This is a genomic window from Longicatena caecimuris, assembly GCF_018406465.1.
Taxonomy (GTDB): Bacteria; Bacillota_I; Bacilli_A; order Erysipelotrichales; family Erysipelotrichaceae; genus Longicatena; species Longicatena caecimuris.
The window spans coordinates 2,625,908-2,636,713 of sequence record NZ_AP024510.1 but is presented as its reverse complement, the minus strand read 5'-3'; the positions used below and the strand labels follow the sequence as shown (position 1 = coordinate 2,636,713).

Annotated in this window: 12 protein-coding genes and 1 tRNA gene; 11 read left to right on the top strand and 2 right to left on the bottom strand. The window is 35.4% G+C overall.

Going from position 1 to position 10,806, the window contains the following annotated elements; genetic code table 11:
- Window positions 1-7 precede the first annotated feature (7 nt).
- The 8 genes from KJS44_RS12225 (at window position 8) to KJS44_RS12190 (ending at window position 7,398) form a co-directional block, all read left to right on the top strand.
- Window positions 8-364: a hypothetical protein gene (locus tag KJS44_RS12225; RefSeq protein WP_008686834.1), complete on the top strand. Its 357-nt coding sequence runs from the start codon at window positions 8-10 to the stop codon at window positions 362-364.
- Window positions 365-376: 12 nt separating this feature from the next.
- Window positions 377-748: a hypothetical protein gene (locus tag KJS44_RS12220; RefSeq protein WP_008686836.1), complete on the top strand. Its 372-nt coding sequence runs from the start codon at window positions 377-379 to the stop codon at window positions 746-748.
- 18 nt (window positions 749-766) lie between these two features.
- Complete coding sequence (locus KJS44_RS12215) at window positions 767-4,810, top strand: tail fiber domain-containing protein (RefSeq protein WP_008686838.1); 4,044 nt, start codon at window positions 767-769, stop codon at window positions 4,808-4,810.
- Window positions 4,811-4,848: 38 nt separating this feature from the next.
- Window positions 4,849-5,118 (top strand): hypothetical protein, encoded by a 270-nt coding sequence (locus KJS44_RS12210; RefSeq protein WP_008686840.1) that lies wholly within the window; start codon window positions 4,849-4,851, stop codon window positions 5,116-5,118.
- Between the two features lie 82 nt (window positions 5,119-5,200).
- A complete protein-coding gene (locus KJS44_RS12205; protein WP_017144725.1) occupies window positions 5,201-5,608 on the top strand; it encodes a phage holin family protein in 408 nt (135 codons plus the stop codon).
- A gap of 1 nt (window position 5,609) precedes the next feature.
- On the top strand, window positions 5,610-6,413 hold the full coding sequence (locus KJS44_RS12200; protein ID WP_008686844.1) for an N-acetylmuramoyl-L-alanine amidase: 804 nt from the start codon (window positions 5,610-5,612) through the stop codon (window positions 6,411-6,413).
- Between the two features lie 203 nt (window positions 6,414-6,616).
- Window positions 6,617-6,979, top strand: coding sequence for a sporulation initiation factor Spo0A C-terminal domain-containing protein (locus KJS44_RS12195; RefSeq protein WP_008686846.1), 363 nt, complete (start codon window positions 6,617-6,619; stop codon window positions 6,977-6,979).
- 86 nt (window positions 6,980-7,065) lie between these two features.
- Window positions 7,066-7,398, top strand: coding sequence for a hypothetical protein (locus KJS44_RS12190; RefSeq protein WP_008686847.1), 333 nt, complete (start codon window positions 7,066-7,068; stop codon window positions 7,396-7,398).
- 746 nt (window positions 7,399-8,144) lie between these two features.
- Here the strand turns inward: KJS44_RS12190 and KJS44_RS12185 are convergent.
- Window positions 8,145-8,235, bottom strand: a tRNA-Ser gene (locus KJS44_RS12185).
- Window positions 8,236-8,443: 208 nt separating this feature from the next.
- On the opposite strand from KJS44_RS12185, the gene KJS44_RS12180 reads away from it, so the two are divergent.
- The 3 genes from KJS44_RS12180 (at window position 8,444) to KJS44_RS12170 (ending at window position 10,393) form a co-directional block, all read left to right on the top strand.
- A complete protein-coding gene (locus KJS44_RS12180; RefSeq protein WP_008686851.1) occupies window positions 8,444-8,905 on the top strand; it encodes a hypothetical protein in 462 nt (153 codons plus the stop codon).
- A gap of 262 nt (window positions 8,906-9,167) precedes the next feature.
- Window positions 9,168-9,953: a DUF2812 domain-containing protein gene (locus tag KJS44_RS12175; protein ID WP_008686852.1), complete on the top strand. Its 786-nt coding sequence runs from the start codon at window positions 9,168-9,170 to the stop codon at window positions 9,951-9,953.
- Window positions 9,954-10,051: 98 nt separating this feature from the next.
- Window positions 10,052-10,393 (top strand): hypothetical protein, encoded by a 342-nt coding sequence (locus tag KJS44_RS12170; protein WP_008686853.1) that lies wholly within the window; start codon window positions 10,052-10,054, stop codon window positions 10,391-10,393.
- Window positions 10,394-10,503: 110 nt separating this feature from the next.
- On the opposite strand, the gene KJS44_RS12165 is transcribed toward KJS44_RS12170, so the two are convergent.
- Window positions 10,504-10,716: a zinc ribbon domain-containing protein gene (locus tag KJS44_RS12165; RefSeq protein WP_008686854.1), complete on the bottom strand. Its 213-nt coding sequence runs from the start codon at window positions 10,714-10,716 to the stop codon at window positions 10,504-10,506.
- Window positions 10,717-10,806 lie beyond the last annotated feature (90 nt).

Below are 10,806 nucleotides of genomic sequence, written 5' to 3'. Positions count from 1 at the left end.
CGCAGGAATGGCAATATTGACAGCAAACGGTGTGGCTTTGCCTGCACCTGTATCTATTAAGACAGACGATGAAATCATTTGGTCCAGCAATACTGGACGTGTAGCTAATGGCGACATGGAGGGTGATGTCGTCAAAGAAAAGAAGACATTAACCATCGAGTGGGGAATACTCCAGGATACGGAAATGAAAAAAATCGAAAACAATGTGATTGCTGGATATTTCCCGCTCATTTTTAACGGTGGCAATGGTGTAGGATTTACTATCGCCTCTTATCGTGGAACACTTAGCGAAGAGCACATCGGGACATTAGATGATGACATCTATTGGTATAAAAAAGTAACCGTAAAAATTGTACAAAAATAGGAGGAAAAACTTATGAAATTAAAAAACAAACAAATTTTAGAAGCACAGCAGGCATTAGGCAAATTATTAAATACCAACTTGCCAGTCAAGCAGGCTTACCACATCAAAAAAACGTTAGAATCTATCAAAAAACAGATTATGTTTATTGATGAACAACGAAAAGATCTTATTAAAAAATACGGCGTGGAAAAAGAAGATGGTAACTTTGAAATTCCTGTTGATGAAAAAGAAAAACGCGAAAAGTTTTTTACAGAGTATGAGAGTTTGCTTGAAATTGAAGAGGAAATTGATGCCCGTAAGTTGACATTGGACGACTTAGAGCGCGTAGAATTAACAGCAAATGAAATCGAAACAATCGAATTTATGATTGAAGTATCTGAGTAAAAATAGGGAGGTGGTAAGATGATAACCACATCCGATAAATACAAGGCAGCTGTAAATAAATCTGGTAGACATTTTAGGTGCAGGATAGACATAGGTGGTATTACATACACTGGTATTAAAGGATTAAAGATAAAAGGTGGTACAAACTCTAGTGACGATATTACGTTTGGAGATACAGTATCATCTTTAATTGAGTTTACGCTTACGGATGTGCCAAAAAGCACATTATTAAAAGGCAAAAAGGCCATACCTTATATTGGTTTAGACTTAGACGATGGCACTACTGAGTGGATAAAAAAAGGTGTTTATCACCTCGAAAAACCTATTAAAACAGGTGAGTATATAAAAATCACCGCATATGACAATTTTAGCCTTTGCAACAAAGGTTTTTTTACTGACCTAAAAGGTAGCCAAAAAATTAAGGCAATCTTAGATGAGCAATGTAAAAAGATTGGTATTACATTTGCTGGTGGTGCTGATGATGTAGCTTATAATGCTGATAAGCTAAAAGGTATGACAGTACGGGAGGCAATAGGTGTATTGGCAGCATACTGTGGTAAAAATGCCATCATGGATAATGATGGTAACTTAAAATTCGTTTGGTACACCGATACCAAAGTATCTATATTACCATCGCGATACGCTGATCCGTTGGAAATGGCAGAAGATGATACATATATAAACCGTTTGGATTGCGCCATCGAAAACGAAAAATCTTTATCTGCAGGTGCTGGTATAGGCATATACTTTAGCTGTCCTGGTATGACACAAACAAGGCTTAATACTCTATACGATCGTATTAAAGGTTTTACGTATCGTGCGTTGACGCTTGATTTTAAAATGGCACGTCCAGATATAGAAGCTGGTGATTTGATTAAGGTTGTTGACAAGGACGGTACCGTGTACAACGTACCTCTAATGGAATATGAGTTTAACTGTGATGGTGGGTATTATGGATCTGTAATATCAAAAGGAAAATCAGAAGAAGAACAGGAAAATGAATACAAAGGTCCATTGCAGACAAAGGTGGAACGCACCTACAGTGATCTAATCAGCACGAAGCAGTTATTGGCAGACAAAATCACAGCGTATGAAGGCGAGTTTGAAATCATAAACACTAATTACCTAGAGGTCAACAAAAAGTTCACGGCGATGGAAGCTGAAATTGAAAATCTGGACGTCACAGAGCTTACTGTAAAAGTAGCTAAAATTGAAACATCCTACGTATCCAAAGAATACGTACAGGAGCTATATGCTACTAAAGCAGAGGTGCATGTACTGGATGTAGACCTAGAGCGTGTCAACACTCTACTTGCAGGCAGTGTAACAGCAGGTAGCACACAGACAATCGTGTTAAACGCTGACAACACAACGATATCCAACGCATTGATAAAATCAGCCATGATTGATAGCGTAGCAGCTGACAAGGTCACAGCTGGCACCATTGATGCGAGTAGTATCCATTTTAAGTCACAGTCGGGGCGGTTGGATATTTTTGGCGAGACGCTACAAGTTAGGGATGCCGATCGTGTAAGGGTACAGATAGGTAAAGACGGTACAGGTGATTATGCCTTATCTCAATGGGATGCCGATGGCAATCTTATGTGGGACAGCCGTGGTGCTAAAGCTGCAGCTATTAAGGATAAAATAATCGTTAATGATATGGTATCTGACAATGCCGAGATAGAGGGCAAAAAGATAAACATCACCTCGTTGGTTAAGGAGATAAACGATGGGTCTGAGGTCATTACATCCAATCACATATTATGTGATGGGAAATCATTAGATATTGCCTTTAATACTATATCAACAAAGATAGATCAAATTAAAATTGGAGGAAATAACTTATTATTACGTAGCGATGAAAAAATAACAAATGATCAATATTTAATCAAGACATATACCATGGCAGAAAAAATGACATCTGGTGAAGTTTACACTATCAGAATTTGGGGTAAATTAGGTGAAAATAAAAGCTATTTTACTGCATATCTTGATGGTGGTAATACGCAGTTAGCTATACTGACAAAACAAAACGATGGCACTTATGCGGCTACTTTTGATGGTATTGAAGGTAATCTTGCAAACAGTATTATCTATATATATGTATATGATGGTAATGTTGTAAGTACTAGCACTATTGAAAAAATAAAACTTGAAAAGGGCAACAAATATACAGATTGGACACCTGCTCCTGAGGATATCAACAATGCTATTAGTGGAGTTGACACAAAAGTAACTGCTGTGACCGAAACTGTCAAATCTCACAGCACTAAATTAACTGCACAAGACGGTAAGATATCTACGTTGATTAGTGATACGACACAGGTAAAAAAAGATATTACGAAGGTTCAAGGAGACATTACAACATCAAAAGGCAGTATCACTACATTGCAAACTGACTATAGTGCATTAGATCAATCACTTAAAGGACTTAGTGGTACAGTAGCGAGCCATACATCAAGTATTACAGATTTTGATACTAAAATAACAGCAGTTACTGACAAAGCCACAAAGTTAGAACTGTCTTTAGATGGTTTTAAAGCAACCGTCAGTGATACTTATGCAACAAAAACACAGGTAACAGCTGTTGATGAAAAATTTGATAACTATAGCACTACTGCAACCATGAATAGTGCTATAAACCAAAAAGCTAATGAGATAAGTGCAACCATATCGAAAGTTGAAACAACAGCCAATAGCACAAGTAGTAAATTAACTGAGCTTATTGCGACAGTTGATGGTATCAATGTAACAGTAGCAAAAAAGACAGATAAAGGGTCTATTATCTCTACGATTAATCAGTCGGCAGAAACGGTAAAAATACAAGCTAATAGACTTGATTTAATAGGTAAAGTTACCATTGGGATGTTAGATACTAATGTGCAATCCATCATCGATGGTGTAAAAAAATGGAGTTATAACAATGATATTACATATATTGATGGCGGAAAAATTTATACAGGTACTATAAATGCAGCACAAATAGCCGCCAATGCAGTAACAGCAAGTAAGATCAATGTTAGTTCACTGTCTGCTATTACCGCAAACTTAGGCACGGTTACCGCAGGTAGCTTAACATCCAAAACTGTAATTAACGTCACAACAGACTTAACCATCGGTAACAATATCTACATCAATCAAAATACCAAGGGTACAAAGTACATAAAGTTTACATCAAACAATTGGATAAGATCATGGGTATCGTCCGAATGGGAATACATTAAAATGGAATCAAGCGGTGTATCATCCATTGGGGCTACAAGTGCCACAAAATCAGCGTCAGTCAATGCGTTGGTGGTGACGGGTAAAAGTGAAGTGCAAATAAATGGCACAGACAGGATATCTATTAATAGTAATTTCACAGAAGTGAGTTCTGGGTTATATATGCTTAATGGCGGCATACATTTTAACGTGAATAATAAAAGTGTATATGCTTATGCAACCAACGGGAAAGAATATACACAATTAACACTGCTTAATGATAACGATAATTGCGTGCTTGGATATGGCACTTATGCTAATAATATTGGTAATCTTAATCTCTATGGTTACAATATAAACCTTACATCTAAAACAGCAATTAAAGGTAATAAAGCGTATACTAATACCTCGGATAAACGTCTTAAGTATGATATAAAAGATATTTCTGATGAATTAGTTGCGGCGTGGTATGAAATTATACCTAAACAATTTAGGTGGCGAGAGATAAATAGTGATGATGGAAAGGTACATTTTGGTATCATTGCACAAGATCTTATTGAAGTACTGGGGAAACATAGTCTTGACTATCACGATTATGGTTTTATCAGCGAGTTTACTTTAGATGAACATAGTACTGAAAAATATTTAGCAGTAACATATGATTATTATAATATGTTGACAAGCATAGCTTTAAGAAAAAATATGATTCATCAAAAAAATACACATGAAAAGTATAATAGACGTCTTGAAACACTTGAAAAACAGCTTGATGATGAAAGACAGCTTAGAATTAAAGCTGAACAGAAATTGAATGCCATTATAAGTGGCGAAATTAGAGTACTTTCTAGGACGGTATAAAGCCGTCCTTTTGCCATTACAAAAGGAGAGTGATTAAAATGGCTATGATTACAAACACAGAAACAACAGAAATCGTAATGACTAATACAATAAAACTGGAAGGTAAAGTGATTAGGGTGCAGACATATAAGATTAATAGCGATAATCCAGATAATTACAGTGAAGAAAAGCGTTTTGATTACGGGACTACAGCAGATGACAAAGCAGTATATATGGCAAACAAAGAAGATTTCCGCCAAGCAGAAAGCGCTTTTGAAGATAAGGTTTTTGCTAAAATTGCAGAACTTAAACTACAGAAATCTAAGTAGGAGGTGATCCTTAAATCTCGTTTCTAAGGGTGTACGTCAACACCCTTTTTATTATGCCAAGATGGTAGGAAAGAGTGAGGTTATGAAACATATGGATAAAGTATTAAACTCTGTAATAGCTATTATAGCTACAGCATTTACATTTTTATTTGGAGACTGGGATACCGTTGTTATTGTATTGATTGGGTTTATGGTGCTAGATTATGTTACAGGCGTATTGGTCGCTTATATCAATAAAAAGATATCAAGCGAAATTGGTCTAAAAGGACTAACAAAGAAATTTATGATCATTTTAATTTTAATCGGAGCGGTCATGCTTGACCGTCTGATGAATAACGGTACCTGGATGTTTAGAACATTGGTATGTTATTTCTATATTGCAAATGAAGGAATTAGTTTGCTAGAAAATGCTGGTAATTTGGGCTTGCCTATTCCTGATAAGTTAAAAGAAGCTTTAGAACAATTACAGAATAAGGAAAGTGAGGAATAGTATGAAAATCAATGTACATGGCGGACACAATAAACTCACACCAGGGGCACATAACTTGTTGGACGAGCTAACAGAGGACCGCAAAGTCAAGGCTAAAGTAATCAATTTACTTAGAGTTGCAGGGCATACAGTGTATGATTGCACGGATGACAAAGGTAAGACTGAGGATGATAACCTCGTAAACATTGTTAAAAAATGCAATGCACATGAGGTTAATGTCGATGCATCCATCCACTTAAACTGTGGACGTAATGATAAAAAAGGTGACGGCAATACCGGAGGTGTTGAAGTGATTATTTATGATAAATCAGCAAGCTCTCCAGTAGCTGCGGCTGAGCGTGTTGCAGCTAATATTTCAAAGGCCTTAGGTATCCGTAACCGTGGAGTAAAAGTCAACCCTAATCTTTATGCATTAAGATATACTAATGCACCAGCAATGTTGATCGAGTGCTGCTTTGTGGATGATAAGGACGATGTAAAACGCTGGGATGCAGATAAATGTGCTAAAGCAATCGCAGAAGGTATTATGGGCAAAAAAATTGAGGAAAAGAAAACGTCTAATGTTATTGCTGTTGTAGAGTATATGACAGAAAAAGGGGTAAAGTGCTACCTTAATGTATACTCAAAAGACAAACTTACTAAGTGCAGTGGCCATGGTAGATATAATCAAACTCTAACCATTGGCACAGATGGTGCACGCAATTGTTTCTTAAGCTATAAAAACGGAGAAGCGTGTGGAAAAAGTCATTGCAAAAAACCTAAAGGCACGTTATTACACGTGCGAAATGTAAAAGATCTTAAATAGTAATTATCCCTACTTCTCTTAACTGAGAGGTAGGGATTTTTTTTGTCAAGAAAATGAAAATAATATGATATTTTTATGATTATGTATTAAAAATATTTTTAATTTTTGTCATCGATAAAATCGCGCAATATCGACATTATTAATCGATATAAACTAAGTATAGTTTAGATGGTCTTTGCCTTTTAACGCAGGGGGAAAACAGAATGATCATAGAAACAAAAAATTTAACAAAAGAAATAACAGATATCTTGCAGGATTTTGGTATGCCGGCTCATATTAGGGGATTTTATTACGTTAGAGATGCCATTATATTAGTTTATAAAGATATTACAAGATTAAATCATATCATAAAAGATGTATATACGATAATAGCAAGACAGCATCATACATCATCGCAAAGTGTAGAGCGTACGATTCGTGTTGCCATTGAAATTACATGGTTGCGTGGTGATATGGATGAGATTATGTGCATCTTTCACAATACGGTTGATGGTCGTAAAGCGCGCCCAACAAACAAGGAGTTCATAGCTCTTATCGTGGACTACTTGAACATCAAACATATGTAAAACATCAAAAGGTAAAGACCATTTACAATATTTACCATTATGTTAATCACCCATTTTAATGTATCCTCATTTTGAGGTGATAATAAATGATGATAGACAAACTAAGAGCGTGGACTATATTAAGATATCATGACTGTGCTTATTTATTGAGTGGTGCTGAAAATGTTGCCAAGGCTCATGATATCAATAAGATGATCGAAAAATTAAGCACCGAACAAGGGGAGAATTTTCGTTGCGAGAGATTGAAGAATAAATTGCATACAAAGTATGCCAATAAAAAAGAAATACACAAAAGCAATAAAAGCGAAAAAATAACCATTAAATGGAACGAGTATGATACAGCAGAGTTAATTGATTTTAAATATTTATACTTGGTAAAAAACGGTGTATGCGTTGGAGGATATTATATATATTATTAAAAAGGATGCATGAGCATCCAGAATAATGAGATATGTTGTACACACATATTATATAGCTAGTAGTGTATAAAATCAGTAAATTGGCTAAAAGTTACCAATATATTGTTATTTTATCAATTATCGAAAGAATAATAAAAAAGTGGAAAATAATTGAATAATTGGAAAAAATTACCAATGAAATGTAATGATAAATAAGCTATTATAAATGTGCGGCGAATGCCGTATATATTGCCTGCTGCTCCCTTAGAATAATGAGATATGTTTAAGGGAGAGTGGAAAAATGAATGTACGTATAATCAGAAAGAAAAGACATGTATCATTAAGAAAAATATCAGAATATTTGGATTTACCTGTGCTAGTTTACGTATATTACGAAATCATGGGTATCGATCTAATGCACTTTGACACAATGATTAATTTATGTGACTTGCTTGGAATAGATTATCATAAGCTTTAATTAAAAACAGCAGGCAATATTTGGTGTAAATTTGGTGATAATTTAAAAAAACAATAGTAAAAAATAAACGAAATATACCTTTTTTAACCGTATAATAAGTAAAAAAGCACTATAGAAAACTAATAACTTGAATCTGCGTGTCGGCACCAGGTAACAATGCAAACTGTAACATATCTGATTTCTTGGAATGTTACAGTTTTTTTATGTAGAATGAGTAAATGATCAGAACCTAATCATGAGGCATAGGTAAGAATAAGAAAAAAACGTCTTGCGACGTTGTTTATTTCAATGGCGGAGTAGGAGAGATTTGAACTCTCGCGCCAGTTTCCCGACCTATACCCTTAGCAGGGGCACCTCTTCAGCCTCTTGAGTACTACTCCAGTTCTGATTTGCATACATTTCGTTTGCCATAAAAGTATATCATAGTCATTTTTAAAAGTCTAGTCCTAAAATCAAAAAAATAGGCGCTCCTCCTACCTGTTTTCGGCCTTACAAAAAAACAGCCAAACCTGTAAATTTTGAACATTTTCATCACTATTTTACAGATTTCTCATGTTTGTGTCGTATACAAAGGTAGGAGGTGTTCGTATGTATAAAACCATTAAGCTGCGCATTCGTGCAGATCGAGAACGGAAACAAGTATTGCTTGCTTATGAAGATATTTATCACAGTGCTTTACGTAAATATGTATATCAGATGATTTTAGAAGGGAAACCTATACGCTATGATGTCAAACGTATCCATAAAGCGATTCCTAAAGAAAGTAAATGGCAGCTTTATCAGACAGCACGCAATCGCTATGCGTATTTCCTTAAGCATCACGATTGGGAATTTCATAAGTCCAGTATATGGAATCAGCGCAACTTTACTGTTTCGCAAGATACGCTTATCTTATCTTTTGGTAAAGGTTTTATTGTGGAACAGCTCGTAGTAGGGTTAGCATGTGAAAAGGTGGAGTGGGAGAAGGTTAAAGAAGGGATGATTTGTCGTATGGATATTGTTCATGATGAACAGTATTGGTTTGCCAATCTACTGCTACAATTACCGTGAATGGTTTCACTTTATCATCACTTCTTTGATTACCGTCGTAAGAATTATCTTTCATTAGCTATGGGAATACATAATAGAAAGACGTAGCAGCGATTCCTTATGAACGCATAACGCTTTTACGTTCATTCTGTTTCTGATGTACGCTTGTTTTTTAATGGCAAGCTCCTTCTTTATGTGTATGAAAGGGAATGTCTGCCATTATTTGACACGCATGCATTTACATGATAAATTAAATAAGTACCTTTTCATAAGGAGGCAGGCTATGAAAGAAGAAAAAAAGCTTACATCAACATCAGATGTGGATAAGATGAAGGAAAGTGATGAACTGATTCCGGAAGAGAATCTGGAACAGATGATGGAAGAGTTGAAAGAAGAATTAAAGGAAGATCCAGAACCACAACAAGATGGTTCCCTGGAGGATCTTTCATCAGATACCATGGAAACCGTTATGAAGGAAATAGAAACAAAGCCTGAAACGTTAGTAAAATATCGCATTTTCTTTGTTTCTGATATGGATGAAGAAGCGCGTTATTTGCATGAGATGTCTATGAGTGGGTATCACTTTAAAGAAAAAAAGGGCATTCGCTATACCTTCGAACTGGGTGAAGTAAAAAACTACTATTACCATTTAGGCTATTATGAGCATGGTCTGCGTGATGGAGATCGTTATGTGGAGAACTTTAAAGAGGCCGGATGGGAAAGCATTTATCATGAAAAGAGTGAATTTGATGGAATGTTGCATTATTTCCGCACCCTAGAGGAACCCGGTGCGCCTGAACCGGAAATCTATAGTGATCGTAAATCACGTAATGCTTTGTATAAACGACTGTTATCCAGCTGGCGCAATTTGATTACGATGATTGTTATTCTTATGGTTTTCATGTTAGGTATTTTGTTTTTCTTACTAACACATCCAACGATATATCAGGGTATTTTTATGACTATTTTCACAATTGTCGCTATTCTATTGATTGGAACCTTTATCCTTTATTTAACGATTTATATGAAAGTAAAGAAGAAGTTATTAGAGTTTAAATATCAATCATAATATCTTCTGGGTATAGCAAAGATATCAATAAAAATGAAACGTTATCCGACGTTTCTTTTTTTAAGGAAGAGTGCTATACTTTTGTACAAGAGGTACTTATGAAAACAATTTTATGCTTTCTTTTTAGCTTAGGTATATTTTTGCAGGTGGCAATGCTGGTGAATGCCGGGGTGCTGTTTTTATTGTATTTTATACTTCGGCTTTTTCACGTAAGTAAAACACAGATTCTTTCATGGTATAACCGATATCCGAAAACAGCCTTATTTATCACTTCGCTTGTGGCAGAGAGTAGTACACTTATCATATTATTGCCGATTTGCAGAGAATGGTTTGGTTTTATAGGGTATAAGCTTGAGGATGAAACGTTATTGCTATTTGCGTTATTAGAAATCCTGCCATCTTTCTATAAATTTCATAAGGTGAAAGCATTTATCGATTGAGCTTATCTTACCTTCATAGCAGGCAGTTATAATGCAAAAGATGAATCATATGGTATCACTTTTGGGTATATGTTTATGAAAGAGCAAAAAAAAACATCGTATGATGTTTTTTAGCTGCCAATTAAGAAGTCAAGAATATTCCATCCGGCATCTGTTTCGCTCTTGTATAATTCTGTAAAACCGCAACGCGTGCAGGATATGGTTACGAATTTTTTATTCTGAACATCAAATAATTTCGCAAAATTGCCGCCGGTTGCCTGAAACTGGTCGCTTTCATAAGATGTATTCCCACATTTAGGGCAGACAAATTGTTTCTTTTCCATTATAAGAACCTCCTTGAATATAAATATTATAGCATTTATCAATAAGATGGCAAAGATGAAATCATTAAGAAAAAGTAAGGAGTTTTGATT